The following is an 18,824-nucleotide window of genomic DNA, read 5'->3' as shown; positions in this document are numbered from 1 at the left end:
AACGATGCAGATGCCGTCGAATGTCTTCAAGGCCGCGCTCGCACGCGGCGACGCGCAGATCGGCCTGTGGCTCGGTCTCGCGAATCCGTACAGCGCCGAAGTGGTCGCGGGTGCCGGTTTCGACTGGCTCCTGATCGACGGCGAGCATGCGCCGAACACGGTGCCGACGATCCTCGCGCAACTGCAGGCGATCGCGCCGTATCCGTCGCATCCGGTCGTGCGCGTGCCGTGGAACGATCCGGTGATCGTCAAGCAGGTGCTCGATCTCGGCGCGCAGACGCTGCTCGTGCCGATGGTGCAGAGCGCGGACGAAGCGCGCGCGGCGGTGGCCGCGACGCGTTACCCGCCGCACGGGATGCGCGGCGTCGGCAGCGCGCTGGCGCGCGCGTCGCGGTGGAATCGCGTCGGCGCGTACCTGCATCGCGCGAACGACGAGATGGCCGTGCTCGTGCAGGTCGAGACACGCGCGGGGCTGGAAGCGATCGATGCGATTGCGCGGGTCGACGGCGTCGATGGTGTGTTCATTGGCCCGGCCGATCTCGCGGCCGATCTCGGTCATCTCGGCCACCCCGGGCACCCGGACGTGCAGGCCGCGATCGACGGGGCGATCCGCGCGATCAAGGCGGCCGGCAAGGCGCCGGGCATCCTGAGCGCGGATGAAGCGGCTGCGCGGCGCTATCTGGAAGCGGGTGCGTTGTTCGTCGCGGTCGGCGTCGATACGACGCTGCTGGCACGGAGCGCGGAGCGGCTTGCCGCGCAGTTCAAGGGGAACGGCGGCGATGTCGTGAAGAAGGGCGACGGCACGTATTGACGTAGTGGCGGGCGGTTTTTGTCTGCTGATCGCCGGCCGTTCGCCGTGCGGCTTCATGCACGCGCATGGCCGTATCTATTCCTCCGCTCGCCTTCCCGTCTCCATATACTTCCCCGGCGTCGTCCCCAGCGCACGCCGGAACATGTCGATGAACGCGCTCACGTTGTCGTACCCGAGATCGAGCGCGATCGTCGTCACCGGCACGCCGTCGGCGATGCGCTCCAGCGCTCGCAGCAGCCTCGCCTGCTGACGCCACTGCGCGAACGTCAGCCCCGTCTCGGCGACGAAGCGGCGGCTCATCGTCCGTGCGCCGATGCCGGCCCATTCGGCCCATTCCTCCAGCCGCCGGTCGTTCGCGAGATCCGCGGCCAGCGCATCGGTGATCTTCACGAGCCGTGGGTCCCGCGGACGGACCAGCCCCAGCGCCTCGGCTTCCGATGCCGCGATTTCGTCAAGGATCACGTCGGCGATCCGGGTCTGCGCGGCATCCAGTTCCGAGTCGCCCCAGCTTGCGGCGCGCTGCACGGCTTCGCGCAGCAGCGGCGTCGTGCGGATCGCGCGCGGCGTCGCCGGCAGCGTCGCGCAGCGGGCTTCGGCGACGAACGCCGACCAGCCCGAAATCGGCCCGAACGAGCGCAGCGAATGCCGGCAATGCGGCGGAATCCAGATCGCGTGGATCGCCGGCACGACCCATTCCTGGTCGTCGAGGCCGATCGTCACCAGCCCACTCAGCGCGCCGACGAGCTGGCCGCGCGCATGCGAATGCGGCGCGGTGATGCGCGGGTCGCGTTGCGACAGGACGGCGGCGACCACGAACGGGCCGTCGTCGGACGTGACGAAGCGGGCGGGCAGGAGCGGATCGGACATGGCCGGATATCGGTATCGAATGGCCGTTATACCGGAGATTGGCCGGTTTCGCACGCCTACACTGCGTCCATCGATGACAACCGGAGTAAGACGCGATGCGAGCCGAACAGATGCTTCCCGACCATGCCAACCAAATCGATGCCGGCGGAACGACGATCCGCAAGGGGACCGTTGGCGCGTTTCTGGTCAACGCGCGTGTGTTGACCGATCCGAACGCCGCGCCGGCGGAGAGGGCGCGCGCGGAGGCCGATGCGATCGACGCGTTGCCTGCACTGCGTGCGCTCGGCCTGTTCGACGTACTGGAAGTACGCGATCCCGCGCTGCGCGCGTGGCTCGATGCCCGGTAAGGGCCCACCGTCCAGGATTGAAGGAACCACCATGAAAGCAGCAGTCGTTGAAGGCGCCGGACAGCGTCCGGTTTATACGGAGTTCGAACCGCCGCGCGCGATGCCGGGCCACAGCCTGATTGACGTGACGGCGTCCGCGCTGAGCCGCATCGCGCAGGGGCGCGCGGCGGGCACGCATTACTCCTCCGTTGGCGGTTATCCGTTCGTCGTCGGTGTCGACGGCGTGGGGCGTCTCGACGACGGTCGGCGCGTCTACTTCTTCGGTGCACCCACGCCGTTCGGCGCGATGGCCGAACGCACGATCGTGCCCGATACGCAGTGCGTGCCGCTGCCGGACACGCTTGACGATGTCACCGCCGCGGCGATCGCGATTCCGGGGATGTCGTCGTGGGCGGCGCTGACCGAACGCGCGCGATTCGTCGCGGGCGAGACGGTGCTCGTCAATGGCGCAACGGGCACGTCGGGGCGGCTCGCGGTGCGGATCGCGAAGCATCTCGGCGCGGCGAAGGTGATCGCGACGGGCCGCAACGCGGCCGCGTTGCAGGCGTTGCTGAAGGCCGGCGCGGATGCCGTCGTGTCGCTGCAGCAGGACGACGCCGCTCTGGCGCGGGCGCTCGAACCGCATTCCCGCGCGGGCGTGGATGTCGTGCTCGATTATCTGTGGGGCGCCAGCGCGCGGACGCTGCTGGGCGCCGCCGCGAAAGCGACACCGGGCGGGCGGCGGCTGCGTTTCGTGCAGATCGGCTCGATCGGCGGCGCGGACGTGCTGGTGCCCGGCGCCGTGCTGCGGGCGACCGCGATCGAACTGATGGGCAGCGGGATCGGCAGCGTGTCGCTGCCGCGCTTGCTGGCGTCGGTGCGCGGCGTATTCGACGCGGCCGGGGAGGCGGGCCTTACGATCGACACGCGCACGGTGCCGCTGTCGGCGGTCGGTGAACATTGGGGCGATGCGAGCAGCGTCGTGCGATTGGTATTCACGATGCGCGCTGACTGAACGGCGACGGGCGTGCAACGGCCATCGTCTGCCAAGGGGAAGGGCCAGAAGACGGGCGACCGCGCGTATTGAGAGCGAGGTTCGCAGGTCTTGTCAGGGAGGCTATCGAATTTCGCCATTGCTAATAAGATGGTGCATTTGAGAACCCGCTTGGGAGTGCGCGATGCCCCATACCTCGATGTCCGATACGATCTTGCCGGCGGAGCGTGAGGTGCCGTCCACACCTGATCAAGCTGCTCGAATCGATCCGATGCGTTACAAGACCGAACACGATCAGGCGAGCGCCAGTGCGATGGACGAGTTGAGTCGGCAAGCGCAGGAGTTCGGGATGGGCTACGAATGTCAGGGTCACCGTTCACAGTTGGCAACGAGGCTTGGGAGCCTTGTCCTACACCGCGAGGCTGCCTGGCGCTTGTTTCGAGACATGCGTTTTCCGCCAGAAACGAACGAATACATGTGGAATCCATGTCAGGTGATGCGGAATGCTTCGCGTTCGCGACTCCATCGGATCCGTGATTTTTGATGAATGGCGCATGCGGAACATTGTGAGGCGGTGAGTGGGCCTGTATGGTCCGGGATTCCACAACGCAAGGGAACGCACGGTGCGCGATAAAGATGGAATCCCATACTTAAGGATCAACAAGCTGATTTGGAAATGGAAGCTATGCGACGGGGACGATGGGGGCATCCCGGCGTGTGATCTCGGCCTGTCACTAGCAATGGCTCCGCCGGTGAGCGAGTCCTCAGTAGAGCAATCTACGCCCGTTGCGCGAGTCGACAAGCGCGATTCGCTCGACAAGATGGTGGACGACATCGAAAGGGTCGCGGCTGCGTTTTCTCGCTTCAGGAAATGGCTGGATACGCCTGTTCCGCCCAAGCAACCGAAGCCGATGGAGAAGGAAAGGATGGTGCCGCCTTTCGATATTCAGCAAATTCCCGATGCTGTGCGCAAAGAGCATATGCCAGTTTCGGCGAAACTGATGGAGCGGTGGTTTGCAGGAGAGCTTAACTACTCGGCCACATCAAAAGATCAGCGGAACGAGATCAATCAGAACGGCGAACTCTACCCGGAGTCGATGATCGATCGAACCACCATAAAACTGGATTGGGTTCTCAAGCACGCGCGTGCCAAGAGGCAGTACGATAATCTCGTGAATGTCGACATATACAGCCCGCGCGCATATGAAACCCTCAAGGACATTCTTGGTCGCTATCGCAGACGCGGGGATGTATCGCCTTGGACGGTCAGCGGCTACGATATTCGCAAGCTACACAAGGAATTCCAGTTCCAGCGAGCGGCTGTGGAAAGTTCCTTTGAGCAGAAGGCTTTGCAGAGGCTGTGCGGCGGCTTCCGGATGCCGGCGTTCCTGACGACCTGACCGGTGCGTTGGGGGCTTTCAATCTGTATGCAGGGGTAGCTCGCGTTATCTTCGACGCCGAAGGTAAGGAGGCGACGGTCACCCACATCGTTATATACGTCAGGGATGGGTATTCCTTTGACGGGGCTGCAGATTCACGATCCCAGTACCTGGGCCACTGGAGCAAAAACGGTGTGATTATCGTGCCAAGTTACACTGCAGCGAATCTTGCAGATCAGCCGTGGTTTGATTTTCCGGTCGTGTCCGGCAGTACGGTCGCAAACCTCTATGAGCCAGGGAAGGTTTACTATCCGGTCCGGAATCGCTCGTTCCGAGACTGGCAAGCCAGACATCATCGAGGCGGTGACTTCATCATATTTTCCGACTACAAGCCGATTATGCTGGACAAACCAATAACGGTGTATTTCGAATGAACGGATTGGCGACCACCATGCAAGGGGCGGGTATCGTTGCGCTTGCAGCAATCGCGCTGTTCGGAATCGCTGCATGCATGTTGACAGTTGTCCTATACAGCCTCGCGCACCAAGAGGGGCGCGCCGCACGAATGAGATCTGGAATGAGAGCGCTCGGTTTTGGCGTGGCAGCTGTGACTGTGTTGGGCTGCGCCGGTTCTTACTATCAGGATGCGCACGTCCGCGCACGAGCGACTCAGTTTGATACCGAACTCTCCAGGAACGATGGGGGGCGCTACACGGCGCAATACACCTATCTGCCTGGGGACCGCATTCTTTTGCGACTGTATCGGACATCTGACATGCGATTGCTTGCCGAGCGTACTTACACGTACCCGGATGCCGTCCGTTTGGTATGGACTAAGGAATCCTTGGTATTTGATTCTGCCGTTGAGGGCGATGGCGAGATCAAGCTACCGCCTACACTGTTCGATCGATTCAAGGCTATGTTGCCGTAGTCGACCGCACTTCGTGCCTATCCGATGCCGTATTGTGCGCCCGAATGGCGCAGGATAATGCGCGACGGCGCACGAGGACCGGCACCGCATCGAATAGAGGCGGGCGGCCACATGTACCGCCGCCCGCGCCATTCGGTCAGACTCAAAACCGCTGCTGAATCCCCGCCGTGACCCCGACCTGCGTGGTGCCATACCCGTTGAAATCGCGCGACACGCCGACTTTCTGGTCGTGTTTCGCGATCGCGAACGCCCCGGCTGCATACAGCACCGTGCGCTTCGACAACGCGTACTGCGCGCGCACCGACACCAGTGTCGGGTCGGCATCCGTGCCGCCCTTGATGTTCTGGTGATAGACGGCCGCGATCAGCGAGAACGTCGGCGTGAACTGGTACGACCCGCCGAGCCAAACCATGTCGCTCAACTGGTTCGCCGCCGTGGTGCGGAACGTGCGCTTGTAATTGCGGTATCCGGCCATCGTTTTCAGGTTGCCGAAGTCGTAGCTCAGGCCGGCATGAATGCCCTGGATATAGTTGACGGTATCGGCCGGCGTGACGCTGTCGGCCGCGCCGTTCTGCCGGTCGAACGTGACGACGGCGGCGAACGGCCCCGTCTCGTAACCGATCGCGAAATCGTACTTGGAGCTGGTCTTCACGCTGCCCGGCACGTTGCCGAAACCGTACAGCGCGCCGAACTTGAAGCCGCTGAATTCGCCGTCGTAGCGCACTGCGTTCGACGAGCGCGTGAACATGCCGTCCTTGCGGCCGCCCGTCGCCATCGACGACGAGGCCCACGAATAGTTCTGCGAGTAACCCATCGGGTCGAACGGCATCATGTAGTCGTACGTGACGGTGAAGTTGCGGCCAAGCGTCAGCTCGCCCCATTTGCTTTTCAGGCCGACCGTCGCGCGGCGCGCGAAGATCGAGTCCGGGCCGTCGTCGGACGCACCGTTCGCGAGATCGATGCCGCTTTCGAGCCGGAACACGGCCTTCAACCCGCCGCCGAGATCCTCGACGCCGCGCAAGCCCCAGCGCGACGTGTTCTTGTTGCCCGACTTCAGCTTGATCGAATTGCCGCCTTCCGGTGCCGCATGGTTCGCGAATTCGATGCCGGCGTCCATGATCCCGTATATCGTGACCGACGACTGCGCGTGCGCGACCGGCGCGGCGAGACAGGCGGCTGCAGCCGAACCGGTGAGGACTACTGCTCGAATAGAACGTTCTGCGCGTGACTTCATTTTGACGGTGTCTCCTGGGTTGTTTTAGGCGGGGTGGAACGGAAAACGGGCACGCAGCGCGCCATCGGCGGACGCGATGAAGCGTCCGCCGATGCGAGTCGCAAAGGGATACGCGCTCGACTGCCTGCGCGGCGGCGCGATCGGGTCAGCCCGCTTTCGCGAACGCCCAGCAGTCGTTGGTCGGGAATTCGATCCAGTGCTTGCCGGCCGCGCGCGGCACATGGCCGAACGCACGCAGGCGCATGTCGCCGCAATGGAACAGGTATTCCCATCGGTCGCCGAGATACATCGACGTGACGAGGTCGGCCTGCAGCCGGTTCGCGCCCGGGCCGTCGGCGACCTGCACGCGTTCGAGACGGATCACGGCCTGGGCGTCCTGGCCCGGCGCGAGCGTGTCGCGGGCAAGCGCTTGCAACTCCCAGCCGTCGCCGGCGAGCGTCACGCATTCGCCGTCGATCGCGGCGACGCGCGCGTCGATGCGGTTGTTGCTGCCCATGAACTCGGCCGTGTACAGCGAGCGCGGCGCACCGTACAGCTCGGCCGGCGTGCCTTCCTGCTCGATGCGGCCGTTGCGCAGCAGCAGGATGCGGTCGGACATCGCCATCGCTTCGGTCTGGTCGTGCGTCACGCACAGGGCCGACAGCCCGAGCGACACGATCAGCTCGCGCAGCCACGCACGCGCCTCCTCGCGCAGCTTCGCGTCGAGGTTCGACAGCGGCTCGTCGAGCAGGATCACCGGCGGGTTGTAGACGAGCGCGCGGGCGATCGCGACACGTTGCTGCTGGCCGCCCGACAGCTGATGCGGAAAGCGCTCGGCGAGATGGCCGAGGCCGAGCTGGTCGAGCGCGGTCTGCACGCGCTGCTTCTGTTCGGCCGGCGCGACGCGGCGCAGCTTGAGGCCGTAGCCGACGTTGTCGGCGACGGTGCGGTGCGGCCACAGCGCGTACGACTGGAACACGAGGCCGAGCGAACGCTGTTCGACGGGCAGGTCGATGCGTTGCGCGCCGTCAAAGAACACGCGCTCGTCGAGCTGGATGCGTCCGTCGGACGGCTGTTCGAGGCCGGCCACCGCGCGCAGCAGCGTGGTCTTGCCGCTGCCCGACGCGCCGAGCAGGCACACGACTTCGCCAGCCTTCAGTTCGAACGACACGCCCTTGAGGATCGGGTTGGCGCCGTAGCTGAGGTGCAGATCGTCGACGATGAGCTTATCCATGAAGTTTCACTCCGAAGCGCAGGGCCACGCCGAGACCGGCGCCGACCATCGCGATGTTGATGACAGAGAGCGCGGCGACCTGGTCGACGGCGCCGGTCGCCCACAGCGACACGAGCAGCGCGCCGATCACTTCGGTGCCGGGCGACAGCAGGTAGACGGCGGTCGAGTATTCGCGCTCGAAGATCATGAAGATCAGCAGCCACGCGGCGAGCAGGCCGAAGCGCACGAGCGGCAGCGTCACGTCGAGCGACACGCGGCTGCGCGTCGCGCCGACGCTGCGGCCGGCTTCTTCCAGCTCGGGGCCGACCTGCAGCAGCGCGCTCTGGATCAGCCGCATCCCGTACGCGAGCCACACGACCGTGTACGCGATCCAGATGCTCCACATCGAGTTCTTCAACTCGCGCAGGCCGGGCACGAACAGGAAAATCCACAGGAACGCGAGACCGGCGAGCAGGCCCGGCACCGCGCGCGGCAGCAGCACGAGGTAGTCGAGCAGCCTGGTCGCCCAGTCGGGGCGACGGTGGCCGGCGAACGCGACGAGCGAGTAGAAGCCGATCGCGAGCGCGCCGCCGATCACGCCGATGCCAAGCGTGTTGACGATCGCGCGCACCAGGTTGTCCTGCTCGAACAGCTCGATGAAGTTCGACAGCGTCAGTACCTCGGCGAGCGCGACGCCTTCGCCCCAGTTGGTCACGAACGCGCGCAGCACGATGCCCGAGATCGGCACGATCACGGTCAGCATCAGCCACAGCGCGACGATCGCGAGCGCGACCCAACGCCACACGCCGAGCGGCAGCACCGTCGCGCGGCCGGCCTTGCCCTTCACGGTGACGAAGCGGCTCGCGGTCTTCAGCAGGCGGCGCTGCAGCAGCACGAGCGGGAACGTGATCGCGACGATGCACACGGCGACCGCGGCCATCAGGTGATACGACGGCACGCCGAGCTTGTTGGTCAGCTTGTACAGGTAGGTCGCGAGCACGAGGTGGCCTTCCGGGTCGCCGAGCACGAGCGGCAGCCCGAACACCTCGAAGCCGAGGAAGAACACCAGCACGCCGGCGAACAGCAGGGCGGGCATCGTCATCGGCAGGCTCACGTCGAGCGCGACGCGGAACGGGCGGGCGCCCGTCACGCGCGCGGCTTCCTCGACGTCCGAGCCGAGATTGCGCAGCGCGGCCGACGAATACAGGTACACGTGCGGCACGTGCGTGAGGCCGACGATCACCGTGATCGCGAAGATCGAATACACGTTCCAGGGCACGTTCTGCACCCCGAATAGTTCCTTGAACCACACCGAGTAGAAGCCGACCGGGCCGGCCGCGACCACGTAGCCGAACGCGAGCACCATCGGCGACACGAACACCGGCGTGAGCAGCAGCGGTTCGAGCCAGCGGCGGCCGGGCAGGTCGGTGCGCACCATCAGGAACGCGAGGATGCCGCCGAGCGGGATCGAGATGAACAGCATCCCGCCGGCGATGATGAACGAGTTCTTCACGGCCGACCAGAAGTCGGGATCGCTGAAGATGAAGCGGAAGCCGTCGATGCCGAGCGTCTTGTTCGCGTCGAAGAACGGCGCGGACAGCAGGCTCTGGAACAGGATGAAGCCGAGCGGCAGCGCGACCGCGACGGTCAGTACCGCGACGACGATCCAGCGCAGCATGCCGGCGAGCGGCTGCAGGCGGCTGACCGGCAGCGCGGGAACGGCATCGCGCGGGCCGGCGGCGGGCGGAACGGCCGGTGCCGTGCCGCGTGTGCTGGTTGAAAGCATGAGTTCGCCCCTGCGGCCATCCGGATGGCCGCCTCAAGGAAGTCGGTGAGGAGAAGGGGCCGCCCGCGCGACGGGCGGCGGGCAGCCTGGGTCAGCCGAAGCCGATCAGCGCATCAGCGCTTGATCGCCTGCTGCCATTGCTTCAGGAACGCGAGACGCTTCGACTGGTCGAGATAGACGAGCAGGCCGGTGCCGATCTGGATCGGCTTCAGCGAATCGCCGAGTTCCTTCGTGAGGCTCGCGGCCGACGTCTCGCCGGTCACGTCCGCGCGGATCGCGTACAGGTTCGCCTGGTTCGCGATCAGCGTCTGGCCGCGCTTGGACAGCAGGTAGTCGACCCACAGCTTCGCGGCGTTCGGGTTCTTCGCCTTCTTCGACACGGTGGCGAGGCGGCTCACGACCTGTGTGTAGTCCTTCGGAAACACGTAGCCGATCGACTTGTCCTTCTTCGCCTTCGCGTACGCATACGAACCGATGATGTTGTAGCCGATCAGGTTCTCGCCCGACGAGATGCGCTCCATCATCGCGCCCGTGCTCGACTGCAGCTTCGGGCCGGTCGCGCCGATCGCGTTTACCAGCTCCCACGTGACCTTCTCGTTCACGTGCGCGTCCTGGGTCAGGTAGTTGAAGCCGACGCCCGATTTCTCGATGTCGTAGGTCGTGACCTTGCCCTTGAACTTGTCGGCCTGCGTGGTGAGCAGCTTGATCAGCTCGGCGCGCGTCTTCGGCACTTCGTTTTCGGGGATCAGGCGCTTGTTGTAGACGATTGCGAGCGGCTCGAACGTCGTGCCGTACGCCTGCTTCTGGTATTGCGCCCATTGCGGCACGTTCGGGCTTTCCGGCGAATCGTAGGACGCCATCAGGCCGTCGTTGACGAGCTTGACCTGCAGGTCCATCGCCGAGCTCCACAGCACGTCGGCGCTGGTGCTGCTCGCCGCGTTCTCGCTGATGTAGCGGTTGTACAGCTCGGTGCTGTTCATGTCGTTGTACTCGACCTTCACGCCGTACAGGCTTTCGAAGTCCTTGATCAGCGGACGTACGAGGCCCGTGTCGGTCGTCGAGTAGACGATCAGCTTGCCTTCCTTCTTCGCGGCGTCGATCACGCCCTGGTAGTTCCCCGGGTAGCCGGCCGGAACCTGCGCGGCGGCGCTGCCGGCGGCGCCCAGAACGACCGCCAGCGCGGCGGCGAGGTGCTTCGGTGCAAACGGCATGTCTTCCTCCAGTGATGCGTCGATGTTGTTCGAGTGACGCGGATGTTAAGTGCGACGCACTTTCAGCCCGCTTTCATTTCCGTTCACAATCGTGCCGTTCGTGTCATGGATTTCCCGAGGTCGACGCGGCCGCCGCCGCGGGTTTCTCGGCGCGCGGCAGGGTTCGAAAGGGAGAGGGGGCGAGGTTGCCGGCTACGCGGACGCGGCCAGCAGTTGTCCGAGGAGGCGGCCGCCATGCCGCGCGTGCGCGGCCGTCAGCGCGGCATACCCGACGACGACGCCCGCTTCGCACCGGGCGCTTCGACAGAAGCCGCGGATCGGCTGCAACTCGATGCCCGCCGCGCGGGCTTGCGAAACGTACGCAGCCTCCTTGATGCCGGGCGGCAGCCACAGCACGAAATGAAAACCCGCATGCTCGCCGGACACCGTGTATCGGCCGCCCGCATGCTTCGCCAACTGGTCGAGCACGATGTCGCGCCGCTGACGGTATGCGTGGCGGGCGGCGCGCAGGTGCTTCGCGAAATCGCCGTGGCCGATGAAGCGCGCGAGCGCGAGCTGCGGCGCGACGCCGACCGAGCGCGCGGTCGCGTGCCACACGGCGGACAGCGCCGGCCGCAGTGCCGCCGGCACGACCATGAAGCCGATGCGCAGCCCGGAAAACAGCGTCTTGTTGAACGACCCGCAGTAGATCACGCGATCGCACGCATCGAGCGATTTCAGCGCGGGCAGCGGGGCGGTCTGGTAGCTGAATTCGCCGTCGTAGTCGTCCTCGATGATCCACGTGCGGTGGCGTTGCGCCCAGTCGAGCAGTTCGAGCCGACGCGACACCGACATCGTGACGCCGAGCGGCGCCTGATGGGCCGGCGTCACGTAGGCGGCGCGCGCATCGGGATGGCGGTCCAGCGACGCGGTGTCGATGCCTTCCCGATCGACCGGCACGTCGATCGCGGTCGCGCCCGCGAGCGTGAAGATCTGCCACGCCGACGCATAGCCGGGATCCTCCATCAGCACCGTCGAGCCGGGCGCGAGCAGCGTGCGCGCGACGAGGTCGATCGCGTGGCGGATGCCGGTCGTGATGACGATGTCGCCGGCCTCGCACGGGATGCCGCGGTATTCGCGCAGGTACGCGGCGATTTCGGCGCGCAGGCTTTCGACGCCTGGGGCCGGCGTCGCGCCGAGCTCGTCGGCCGTCGCGGCGAGCAGGCCGGCGCCGAGCGCCTTCTTCCATTGCTGCATCGGCAGCAGGCCGGGATCGGCGAGCCGCGCGACGAACGGGACGCCCGGACGCACGCCGTGCTCGGGTTCGGCCGCGGCGGCCGGCGCCGGGGAGGCGGCGGCGTGGAGCGGGGCGCCGTCGCGCGACTGCGCGGCCGCGCGCAGATAGCTGTCCGGCACTACCGCGCAGACCCGTGTGCCGGACCCCTGCGTGCGGGCGATGTAGCCCTCGGCGCACAGGATGTCGTATGCCGCTTCGACGGTGCCGCGTGCGACGTCCCAGCGCGCGGCCAGCGTTCGGCTTGATGGCAGCGGGCTGTCGGCGGGCAGCAGGCGCTTCAGGATCGCGTCGCGAATCGTGTCGGCGATGCATTCCTGCTTCGATTGCGGACTGCCGCCCGACAGCCCGGCGGGGCGCGGCAGATCCAGCGGAATCGCGGCTTTGCCTCGCGGCATAGTGGTCCAGTCAATAGTCGATTTAATGGCCCTTCAGCTTATATCACTTTCGCCTTAGATTGCTGTCGACCCCACCCATCCTGACCGAAACGGACTCACCGCATGAAGACGCGCTCATTACCCCGATGGGGCTGGCTGTTCCTGCTGATGCTCGTGGTGTGCCTGCCGCGCGTCACGATCGATGCGTACCTGCCGTCGCTGCCCGCGATGGCGGACGCGCTGCACGGCACCGACGCGCAGTTGCAGCTCACGCTGACCCTGTACATGGTCGGCTATGCGCTGTCGATGCTGGTGTCGGGGCCGCTGTCCGACCGCTACGGCCGACGTCCGGTGCTGCTCGGCGGCCTGGGCATGTACGTCGTCGCAAGCGTCGCATGCGCAGGGTCGACGAGCATCCCTGCGCTGATCGCCGCGCGCATGTTCCAGGCGCTGGGCGGCTGCACCGGGACCGTGATCGGCCGCGTGATCGTGCGCGAACGTTTTCCGGCCGCGACGCAGGCCACGATGCTCGGCCATATTTCGGCCGGCATGGCGCTGTCGCCGGTGGTCGCGCCGCTGGCCGGCAGCGCGATCGCCGAGTGGCTCGGCTGGCGCGGCGTGTTCGGCTGGCTGGCGGCGGGCGGGCTGGTCGCGACCGCGATGGTGCTGCGCTACCTGCCCGAGACGCGCGAATGCGACGCGCGGCCGCCAGCCGGCGCCGGCGCGGGGTTGCTGCGAACCTACGCCGGCCTGCTGCGCGAGCGGCGCTTCCTGCGCTATTCGCTCGCGATCAGCTTTGCTTACTGCACGTACTACCCGTTCATCGCGGAATCGTCGACGCTGTTCCAGCGGCAAATCGGCGTGTCCGGGCCGGTCTATGCGGCGATCTTCGGCGTGACCGTACTCGGCTATCTGGTCGGTTCGAATATGTTCGCGCGGATCAGCGCGCGCTGGTCAGCCGATTCGGTCATCGCGGCGGCGGCGGCCGTCAATCTCGTCGGCGCCGCCGTGCTGGGGATCGGCGGCGCGATCGCCCCGACTTCGGTGACGGCCCTCGTCGCACCGATGTTCGTCGTGATGATCGCGGTCGGGATCGCGATTCCGGCCTGCCAGTTCGCGGTGATGCAGCCGTACACGAGGACCGCCGGCACGGCGTCGGGGCTGTTCTTCTTTATCCAGATGGCGATCACGGCCGCGTGCGGCGGCGTGCTGGCGTGGCTGTCGGACGGCACCGCGCGCCCGATGATCGCCGTCACGGCCGGCGCGAGTATCGCGTTCGTCGCGGTGGTGGCCGGTTTTCGCGAGCGGCGTGTGACCGGCGATGCGCGCATCGCGGCGCGCAACCGTCCGGCTGCCGAGCGCTGAGCGGCAGCCGCCGGCGCCGCCCGCGGCCGCTTCGCAACATCCGCGCAACCCGTGTTTGCGCGAGGCGTGGAGACGGAAAGGATCATGTAATGTAGCGGGCTGTCGCTGACCTTACCGGAATCCCCATGCGCGTGCTGCTCGTCGAAGACAACCCGAACCTGGCCCAGTCGCTGAACGACGCGCTGAGCGCCGCGCGCTTCGCGGTCGATCACATGGCCGACGGCGAGGCGGCGGACCACGTGCTGCGCACGCAGGATTACGCGCTGGTGATCCTCGATCTCGGGCTGCCGAAGCTCGACGGGCTGGAGGTGCTGCGGCGGCTGCGCGCGCGCCGCAATCCGGTGCCGGTGCTGATCCTCACCGCGCACGGGTCGGTCGAGGACCGCGTGAAAGGGCTCGATCTCGGCGCCGACGACTATCTCGCGAAGCCGTTCGAATTGACCGAACTGGAGGCGCGCGCCCGCGCGCTGATCCGGCGCAGCCTCGGTCACGAGCACTCGCGCGTCGAATGCGGGCCGCTTTCGTACGACAGTATCGACCGCGGCTTCCATCTCGCGGGCGAGCCGCTGTCGCTCACGCCGCGCGAGCGCTCGGTGCTCGAGGTGCTGATCCTGCGCAACGGCCGCGCGATCAACAAGGACACGCTGTCGGAGAAGATCTTCGGGCTCGACGAATCGGTCAACGCGGACGCGATCGAGATCTACGTGTATCGCCTGCGCAAGAAGCTGGAGAACACGGGCGTCGCGATCGTCACGCTGCGCGGGCTGGGCTACTTGCTCGAAGCGAAGGCGGACGAGTGATCCGCCTTGACGCTCACCGTCATTCACTGGCCGCCGAGGAGGCGCATGCCGTCGCCGGCGGGCTTCGCAACGACGACCTCCGGCCCGGGCGCAGGGTAATGCGCCGCGAATGCCCCGCCATGCCCGTCGGGACGGCCCGGCGAGCCGCATGATGACCCGCCCGAACCTGCGCGCGCAGGTCGCGCTGTGGCTGCTGTTGCCGCTGCTCGGCCTGCTCGCGCTCGACTCGTGGCTCACGTACCAGCGCGCGATGAGCGCCGCGCACGTCGCGTTCGACCGCACGCTGTCGTCGTCGCTGAAGTCGATCCGCGAAGGCGTGCGGCTCAACGCCGGCGAGATCGAGGTCGACTTGCCGTATCTCGCGCTCGAAATGCTCGAATCGAGCGACGGCGGCAAGATCTACTACCTGATCCGCGAGGACAACGGCCGCACGGTCACCGGCTATCCCGATCTACCGCTGCCGCATGGCCGCGACGCGGGCGATGGCGCGCTGTTCGTCACGCGCTACTACGACGTCGTGTATCGCGGCGAGCAATTGCGGATGGCCGCGTTGCGTATTCCCGTGCACGACGTGCCGACCGCGCAGTCGCGCATCGTGTGGGTGATGGTCGGCGAGACGATCGAGGCGCGTCAGGCGCTCGCGCGCGAGATCCTGATCGGGTCGTTGCTGCAGGAAGGGCTGCTCGTCGTGCTGGCGCTCGGGATCGTGTGGCTCGGCGTCGGGCGCGGGCTGCGGCCGCTGAACCGGCTGTCGGCGACGGTCGCCGCGCGCAGCGAGGACGATACGACGCCGCTCGACACGGGCGCGATGCCGAGCGAACTCGCGCCGCTCGTCGATTCGATCAACCAGTACATCGGTCGCACGCAACGGATGCAGGTGGCGCGGCGCCGCTTCTTCGCCGATGCGGCCCATCAGTTGAAGACGCCGCTCGCGGCCGTGCAGGCGGGCGTCGAGCTCGCGTTGCGGCCCGACGAGCAGCCGCGCGCGAACGTGCACCTGCGGCGCGCGAACGGCGCGGTGCGGCAGGCCGCGAAGATCGTCCAGCAACTGCTGTCGCTGTCGCGGCTCGATTCGGACAGCGGTCATGCGGTCGCGCACAAGCCGGTCGCGCTGCATCGGCTCGCGCGCAGCGTGACGCTGGACTGGTCGCCCGTCGCACGCGCGCGCGACATCGATCTCGGTTTCGAGCACGAGGCCGACGTCGACGTGCTCGGGCAGTCCGACCTGCTCGGCGAGATGATCGGCAACCTGATCGACAACGCGATCCGTTATGTGGGCGACCATGCGGTGATCACGGTGCGCGTGTCGCGCGACGGGGCGGACGCGCGGCTCGACGTGATCGACAACGGGCCGGGCATTCCGGCCGACGAACGCGACGCGGTGTTCGAACGCTTCCATCGCGGCAGCAAGACGCAGACGGTCGAAGGCACGGGGCTCGGCTTGTCGATCGTGCGCGAGATCGCGCGCGTGCATCAGGGCAGCGTGACGCTGGCCGATGCGCACGGCGGCGGGTTGGTGGTCACGGTGCGGCTGCCGGCGGCGAGCCATCGTTAGAGAGGGTTTCGACACGCGTCGCAGCCGTTGCAGCCGAGTGGCGGGGCGCGCGGCCTGCCGACCGGACGCCCCGGCGCTCACGGTTTCAGCAGCAGCTTGCCGATGGACTTGCGGCTTTCCATGTCGGCATGCGCGTGCGCCGCGTCCGCCAGCGGGTATTCGCCGCCGATCCGGACCTTGAGCCGGCCTTCCGCGATCCAGTCGAACAGCCGCGCCGAGTGCGCGCGGAGCAGTTCGGGCGTGTAGATATGGTCGAAGAAGGTCGTATAGCCGATCTTGATGCTCCTCGGCAGGCTCATGAGGTCGATCGGCCCCGGCCCGCCGAGCACCGGACCGTACCAGCAGAAGGTTCCCGAGCGGCGCAGCACGTCGAGCGACCCTTGAAAGGTCTTCGGCCCGGAGCCGTCGTAGACGACGTGCACGCCTTCGCCGTTGGTCAGGCGCAGCGCCTTCGCGGCGAACCGCCCGCTGGTATCGACGATCAGATGATCCGCGCCCGCTTCCCTGGCCGCGGCGACCTTGTCTTCGGACGAGACGCGCCCGATTACCCGGCCGCCGCGCAGCTTGATGATCTGCGTCAACAGCAGGCCCAGCCCGCCGGCCGCCGCGTGGACGAAAGCGACGTCGCCCGGCTGTACGGGATAGAAATCGGTCGCGAAATGGCTGGCGGTGAGACCCTGCATCATCACGGCGGCGGCCGTGCGATCGTCGATCGTATCCGGAACCGCCACCAGCGACGTGGCGGGGATCGCAATTTGCTCCGCATAGCTGCCGGGCGCGTAGGCCCACGCGACGCGCTGGCCGGGTGCGATGCCGTCGACGCCGTCGCCGACCGCCAGCACCCGGCCCGCGCCTTCGACGCCAAGAATCTTCGGGTTCGGCCATCCCGTCCACGCCATGCCCTGTCGCACGCCGATGTCCATGAAGTTGACGCCTGCGAAGGCGATCTCGACCAGCGCCTCGCCCGTACGTGCGACCGGGGCGGGCCGCTCGACCTGCTCCAGCATGTCGCGACCGCCGGTGCCGTTCATCACAATGGCTTTCATGATTTACCTTGTTATTGAATGATCATTCATTAATTTGCCAAAAAAAATCTACCGTAGCGCCCGCAGCGTCATGTCGGCCAACGCGCTCAGGCTTGCGTGGTCGGCGCCGCCGCGACCGGCCGCGCGGATGCCGGTGATGTTCGCGATCAGGAACCGGGCGGTCGCTTCGGGGACGAGGCCGGCGGCCACGTCGCCTTCGCGCTGCGCATCGCGGACTCGGGCCGCGATCGCGGCGATCAGGCTATGGGCCAGCACCGCATGGATCTCGGCGAGCTCGGGGCGGGACACGCCGAATTCGTAGACCGAAATCGTACCAAGACAAGGTTGGGCAGCCGTTTCGACCACGCGACGGAGCAATGCGTCGATCCCGTCGATCGCGCGTGCGCCGCTGCGCAGCGCGTCGAAGTGCGCAGCGCATTCGCCCATCCCGTAGCGGCGCACGGCCGACAGGTAAAGCTGCCATTTGTCGCCGAAGGCCGCATAGAGGCTCTGCCGCCCGATGCCCATCGCGCTGACGAGCATCTGGGCCGAGCTGCCCTCGAAGCCATGCTCGCTGAAAACGGCGATCGCGCCGTCAAGCGCTGCATCCGTGTCGAATTCCCTTGGTCTTGCCATGAGCGAACTATATCAATTCAGGAACAATCGTTCAATAAAATTGTGGGTGGAGAGCCGAGCCTTGATCTGCCGGCGCATGTGCACGCCTGTCCGGCAGTCGTCGTGGCGGATCGTCGCTCAGTCGCCGAACCCGATCTCCGCTTCGACCGGCTGCCCGACTTCGAGCCACGCGCCCGCGCCTTCGACGACGATCGCATTGATGCCGAACGTCAGCGCGCCGTCGTAATTCGGGTTCGCGCGATAGGTCTGCATCGTGTCGGTTGGCTCGTGCGGCCATGCGGGATCGGGCGTGCCGGTGGCCTGGTCGATCGTCGGCACCGGGCAGCGCGTGCACAGCTTCACGAGCCGCAGCCGCACCGGCGTGTCGCCGTCGGTGTCGAGGTGCTCGACGAAATCCTCTTCGTACGCGTCGAGATCCGACACGACGATGTTCGGACGGAAGCGGTTCATCGGGATCGCCGGCGCGCCTTTCGCGGCGAGCCGCGCATTCAGGTCGTCGAGCGACGACTGACCGATCACGAGCAGCGGATAGGCGTCCGAGAATTGCGTATGCGTATCGATGTCGCCGGTCCATTGGCGGTTGCAGCCGCGGCGCGCGTCGGGGCCGAAGCGCGCGAGCTTCGTCGGCGTGCCGAGGAATTCGGTGAGCCACGCGGCCGTGTCGGCGCCCGTGTCGATCGCATCGACGGTGTCGCGCCACACGGTCGCGGCCATCTTCGGCGTGGCGGGCGTCGCGTCGCCATCCAGCGGCGTGCGGATTGCCGGCATGCCCGGCGCGTTCAGCACGAGCGCGTCGCTGTCGAGCGTCGGGCGGATCAGCGCGAGGCGCGGGTGCGTACGCTGCGTCAGCATCTGCCCGTGCGGATCGGTGATCAGCCAGTGGCGGTCGTACGCGAGGCCCGTTTCGAGCAGTTGCGCACGCGGCAGCGCGATGCCGGCGCAGGATTTGATCGGGTAGACGAAGAGTTCGGCGATGGCTGGCATGACGTGGCGCTGGCTGAAGGCGGGATGATCGAAACGCGATTGTGCCAGATCATGCCCGCGCCGTTCGGGCGGTCGCGC

19 protein-coding genes are annotated in these 18,824 nt (G+C 66.7%); 10 read left to right on the top strand and 9 right to left on the bottom strand.

All coding sequences use genetic code 11. The annotated features are described in order from the left end of the window. Positions 1–4: 4 nt before the first annotated feature. Complete coding sequence (gene hpaI / locus J8I35_RS10775; protein WP_050010898.1) at positions 5–811, top strand: 4-hydroxy-2-oxoheptanedioate aldolase; 807 nt, start codon at positions 5–7, stop codon at positions 809–811. A gap of 75 nt (positions 812–886) precedes the next feature. Here hpaI and J8I35_RS10770 read toward each other — a convergent pair whose 3' ends face one another. Further along, complete coding sequence (locus tag J8I35_RS10770) at positions 887–1,678, bottom strand: helix-turn-helix transcriptional regulator (RefSeq protein WP_089489301.1); 792 nt, start codon at positions 1,676–1,678, stop codon at positions 887–889. A 95-nt stretch (positions 1,679–1,773) separates the two neighbouring features. Here J8I35_RS10770 and J8I35_RS10765 point away from each other — a divergent pair, with 95 nt between their 5' ends. The 6 genes from J8I35_RS10765 (at position 1,774) to J8I35_RS10745 (ending at position 5,308) form a co-directional block, all read left to right on the top strand. Then, positions 1,774–2,025: a hypothetical protein gene (locus J8I35_RS10765; protein ID WP_050010900.1), complete on the top strand. Its 252-nt coding sequence runs from the start codon at positions 1,774–1,776 to the stop codon at positions 2,023–2,025. 31 nt (positions 2,026–2,056) lie between these two features. Then, positions 2,057–3,019: a zinc-binding alcohol dehydrogenase family protein gene (locus tag J8I35_RS10760; RefSeq protein WP_209925330.1), complete on the top strand. Its 963-nt coding sequence runs from the start codon at positions 2,057–2,059 to the stop codon at positions 3,017–3,019. 178 nt (positions 3,020–3,197) lie between these two features. Beyond that, entirely contained in the window at positions 3,198–3,542 is a 345-nt protein-coding gene (locus J8I35_RS34585) for a hypothetical protein (protein WP_245170194.1), read from the top strand. 79 nt (positions 3,543–3,621) lie between these two features. Further along, the gene (locus J8I35_RS34960; RefSeq protein WP_348522257.1) at positions 3,622–4,398 is read left to right on the top strand and encodes a DUF6402 family protein; all 777 of its coding nucleotides are present in this window, start codon (positions 3,622–3,624) and stop codon (positions 4,396–4,398) included. Then, positions 4,359–4,811: a DUF6402 family protein gene (locus tag J8I35_RS34820; protein ID WP_348522256.1), complete on the top strand. Its 453-nt coding sequence runs from the start codon at positions 4,359–4,361 to the stop codon at positions 4,809–4,811. Before J8I35_RS34960 ends, J8I35_RS34820 begins: the two co-directional genes overlap by 40 nt. Continuing rightward, on the top strand, positions 4,808–5,308 hold the full coding sequence (locus J8I35_RS10745) for a hypothetical protein (RefSeq protein WP_244137922.1): 501 nt from the start codon (positions 4,808–4,810) through the stop codon (positions 5,306–5,308). The genes J8I35_RS34820 and J8I35_RS10745 overlap by 4 nt, the downstream gene beginning before the upstream one ends. Positions 5,309–5,450: 142 nt before the next feature. Here the strand turns inward: J8I35_RS10745 and J8I35_RS10740 are convergent, their stop codons facing one another. From J8I35_RS10740 to J8I35_RS10720, 5 genes are all read right to left on the bottom strand, one after another. Next, complete coding sequence (locus J8I35_RS10740) at positions 5,451–6,542, bottom strand: porin (protein WP_089489303.1); 1,092 nt, start codon at positions 6,540–6,542, stop codon at positions 5,451–5,453. Between the two features lie 145 nt (positions 6,543–6,687). Next, complete coding sequence (locus J8I35_RS10735; protein WP_050010903.1) at positions 6,688–7,755, bottom strand: ABC transporter ATP-binding protein; 1,068 nt, start codon at positions 7,753–7,755, stop codon at positions 6,688–6,690. Next, positions 7,748–9,520 (bottom strand): iron ABC transporter permease, encoded by a 1,773-nt coding sequence (locus tag J8I35_RS10730; protein WP_089489304.1) that lies wholly within the window; start codon positions 9,518–9,520, stop codon positions 7,748–7,750. Before J8I35_RS10730 ends, J8I35_RS10735 begins: the two co-directional genes overlap by 8 nt. A 113-nt stretch (positions 9,521–9,633) precedes the next feature. Further along, positions 9,634–10,731 carry an ABC transporter substrate-binding protein gene (locus tag J8I35_RS10725; RefSeq protein WP_209925329.1) on the bottom strand — a complete coding sequence of 366 codons (1,098 nt, stop codon included), beginning with the start codon at positions 10,729–10,731 and terminating at the stop codon, positions 9,634–9,636. Positions 10,732–10,923: 192 nt separating this feature from the next. Beyond that, a complete protein-coding gene (locus J8I35_RS10720) occupies positions 10,924–12,402 on the bottom strand; it encodes a PLP-dependent aminotransferase family protein (protein WP_209925328.1) in 1,479 nt (492 codons plus the stop codon). 102 nt (positions 12,403–12,504) lie between these two features. Here J8I35_RS10720 and J8I35_RS10715 point away from each other — a divergent pair, with 102 nt between their 5' ends. From J8I35_RS10715 to J8I35_RS10705, 3 genes are all read left to right on the top strand, one after another. Then, on the top strand, positions 12,505–13,746 hold the full coding sequence (locus J8I35_RS10715; RefSeq protein ID WP_209925327.1) for a multidrug effflux MFS transporter: 1,242 nt from the start codon (positions 12,505–12,507) through the stop codon (positions 13,744–13,746). Positions 13,747–13,871: 125 nt separating this feature from the next. Beyond that, positions 13,872–14,546 carry a response regulator gene (locus J8I35_RS10710; RefSeq protein ID WP_050010908.1) on the top strand — a complete coding sequence of 225 codons (675 nt, stop codon included), beginning with the start codon at positions 13,872–13,874 and terminating at the stop codon, positions 14,544–14,546. 151 nt (positions 14,547–14,697) lie between these two features. Beyond that, positions 14,698–16,101 carry a sensor histidine kinase gene (locus J8I35_RS10705; RefSeq protein ID WP_050011087.1) on the top strand — a complete coding sequence of 468 codons (1,404 nt, stop codon included), beginning with the start codon at positions 14,698–14,700 and terminating at the stop codon, positions 16,099–16,101. A 77-nt stretch (positions 16,102–16,178) separates the two neighbouring features. On the opposite strand, the gene J8I35_RS10700 is transcribed toward J8I35_RS10705, so the two are convergent. The 3 genes from J8I35_RS10700 to J8I35_RS10690 all read right to left on the bottom strand — a co-directional run bounded on the left by J8I35_RS10700 (position 16,179) and on the right by J8I35_RS10690 (position 18,746). Beyond that, positions 16,179–17,132, bottom strand: coding sequence for a quinone oxidoreductase (locus J8I35_RS10700; protein ID WP_245170193.1), 954 nt, complete (start codon positions 17,130–17,132; stop codon positions 16,179–16,181). Positions 17,133–17,195: 63 nt separating this feature from the next. Further along, complete coding sequence (locus tag J8I35_RS10695; protein ID WP_089489307.1) at positions 17,196–17,762, bottom strand: TetR/AcrR family transcriptional regulator; 567 nt, start codon at positions 17,760–17,762, stop codon at positions 17,196–17,198. A 117-nt stretch (positions 17,763–17,879) separates the two neighbouring features. Beyond that, complete coding sequence (locus J8I35_RS10690; RefSeq protein WP_050010911.1) at positions 17,880–18,746, bottom strand: MOSC N-terminal beta barrel domain-containing protein; 867 nt, start codon at positions 18,744–18,746, stop codon at positions 17,880–17,882. Between the last annotated feature and the right edge of the window lie 78 nt (positions 18,747–18,824).

The organism is Burkholderia sp. CpTa8-5, assembly GCF_017815045.1.
Taxonomy (GTDB): Bacteria; Pseudomonadota; Gammaproteobacteria; order Burkholderiales; family Burkholderiaceae; genus Burkholderia; species Burkholderia sola.
The sequence above is the reverse complement of the archived record's forward strand: the minus strand, read 5'-3'. Positions and strand labels throughout refer to the sequence as shown.

Coding starts and splice junctions, on each gene's coding strand:
- J8I35_RS10760 (WP_209925330.1), top strand. CDS start 2,057: ATGAAAGCAGCAGTCGTTGAAGGCGCCGGACAGCGTCCGGTTTATACG.
- J8I35_RS10700 (WP_245170193.1), bottom strand. CDS start 17,132: ATGAACGGCACCGGCGGTCGCGACATGCTGGAGCAGGTCGAGCGGCCC.
- J8I35_RS10715 (WP_209925327.1), top strand. CDS start 12,505: ATGAAGACGCGCTCATTACCCCGATGGGGCTGGCTGTTCCTGCTGATG.
- J8I35_RS10695 (WP_089489307.1), bottom strand. CDS start 17,762: ATGGCAAGACCAAGGGAATTCGACACGGATGCAGCGCTTGACGGCGCG.
- J8I35_RS10740 (WP_089489303.1), bottom strand. CDS start 6,542: ATGAAGTCACGCGCAGAACGTTCTATTCGAGCAGTAGTCCTCACCGGT.
- J8I35_RS10745 (WP_244137922.1), top strand. CDS start 4,808: ATGAACGGATTGGCGACCACCATGCAAGGGGCGGGTATCGTTGCGCTT.
- J8I35_RS10770 (WP_089489301.1), bottom strand. CDS start 1,678: ATGTCCGATCCGCTCCTGCCCGCCCGCTTCGTCACGTCCGACGACGGC.
- J8I35_RS10765 (WP_050010900.1), top strand. CDS start 1,774: ATGCGAGCCGAACAGATGCTTCCCGACCATGCCAACCAAATCGATGCC.
- J8I35_RS10690 (WP_050010911.1), bottom strand. CDS start 18,746: ATGCCAGCCATCGCCGAACTCTTCGTCTACCCGATCAAATCCTGCGCC.
- J8I35_RS10710 (WP_050010908.1), top strand. CDS start 13,872: ATGCGCGTGCTGCTCGTCGAAGACAACCCGAACCTGGCCCAGTCGCTG.
- J8I35_RS10735 (WP_050010903.1), bottom strand. CDS start 7,755: ATGGATAAGCTCATCGTCGACGATCTGCACCTCAGCTACGGCGCCAAC.
- J8I35_RS34585 (WP_245170194.1), top strand. CDS start 3,198: ATGTCCGATACGATCTTGCCGGCGGAGCGTGAGGTGCCGTCCACACCT.
- J8I35_RS10720 (WP_209925328.1), bottom strand. CDS start 12,402: ATGCCGCGAGGCAAAGCCGCGATTCCGCTGGATCTGCCGCGCCCCGCC.
- J8I35_RS10725 (WP_209925329.1), bottom strand. CDS start 10,731: ATGCCGTTTGCACCGAAGCACCTCGCCGCCGCGCTGGCGGTCGTTCTG.
- J8I35_RS10705 (WP_050011087.1), top strand. CDS start 14,698: ATGACCCGCCCGAACCTGCGCGCGCAGGTCGCGCTGTGGCTGCTGTTG.
- hpaI (WP_050010898.1), top strand. CDS start 5: ATGCAGATGCCGTCGAATGTCTTCAAGGCCGCGCTCGCACGCGGCGAC.
- J8I35_RS10730 (WP_089489304.1), bottom strand. CDS start 9,520: ATGCTTTCAACCAGCACACGCGGCACGGCACCGGCCGTTCCGCCCGCC.